General features: G+C 34.6%; 1 protein-coding gene. It reads right to left on the bottom strand.

Annotated elements, in window-relative coordinates:
* Window positions 1–146: 146 nt before the first annotated feature.
* Window positions 147–941, bottom strand: a complete 795-nt coding sequence (locus tag WA327_RS14760; protein ID WP_068219644.1) for a cation transporter — start codon at window positions 939–941, stop codon at window positions 147–149.
* Between the last annotated feature and the right edge of the window lie 34 nt (window positions 942–975).

The following is a 975-nucleotide window of genomic DNA, read 5'->3' as shown; positions in this document are numbered from 1 at the left end:
AACCAACGGTCTCGGCTATGAGTAGTTGCGTGGGTTAGCACTTAACTTTGCAAGTACACACCAAACTGAAAATCCGCGAGGATTTTCAGAAGTAGGCAAGAACAAGCAATTACTTATAGCCATTGTTGTGGTTAGTGTTTTTTTATTTATTTACTCAATTTTAAAATTCTAAAAGCACCTTGAATTACCAAAACAAAAACTATTGTTCCGATAATCAAATCAGGTTTGCTTGAACTCAACCAGTTTACCAAAAGTCCAGCTGTTATTACTCCTAAATTTATAATCACATCGTTTGAAGTGAAAATCATACTTGCTTTCATATGTGCCTCTTCCTTACTTTTTGATTTTTGTAAAATGTAAAGACAAATTCCGTTTGCAATAAGTGCGAAAATTGAAACTATAATCATTGTCGAAAAGTTGGGTAATTTCTCGTCTCCGAAAAATCTCCTTAAAACTTCTACAAATCCAATAATTGCAAGTGTTATTTGAAAATATCCAGCAAGTTTGGCAATCCGTTTTTTCTTTATTACTGTTCCGCCAACCGCAAACAAGCTAATTCCGTAAACGAAACTGTCCGCAAGCATATCTAAACTGTCGGCAACCAATCCCATTGATTTTGAGATTATTCCTGTTGTCATTTCAATTATGAAAAACGCAAAATTTATGGCAAGTACAGACCAAAGTAGTTTTTTTTGGTTTGCATTTTCATTAAATTCTGTTTGGTCGGTTTGTTCAGTCGAGATTTTCTTTCCGCCTAAATTCAGTTCGATAACTGATTTTTCGATTTGGTCAGTTTCTCCGCTGTGAAAAACGGTCAGTTTTCGGTTGGGAATGTCAAAGTCCAAATTCGCAATACTTGGAATTCCGTCCAATTTCATTCGGATTAGATTTTCCTCTGAAGGACAGTCCATTTTAGTAATCTCAAATATTGTTTTATTCATTTAGTTTCTCGGTTTATTTACATTAACCACAACG

The sequence above is a fragment of the Mesoflavibacter sp. CH_XMU1404-2 genome, from assembly GCF_037029465.1.
In the GTDB taxonomy this organism is placed as follows: domain Bacteria; phylum Bacteroidota; class Bacteroidia; order Flavobacteriales; family Flavobacteriaceae; genus Mesoflavibacter.
The sequence above is the reverse complement of the archived record's forward strand: the minus strand, read 5'-3'. Positions and strand labels throughout refer to the sequence as shown.

What these genes read in the sequence shown, in the direction of transcription:
- WA327_RS14760 (WP_068219644.1), bottom strand. Translation starts at nt 941, where the DNA reads ATGAATAAAACAATATTTGAGATTACTAAAATGGACTGTCCTTCAGAG.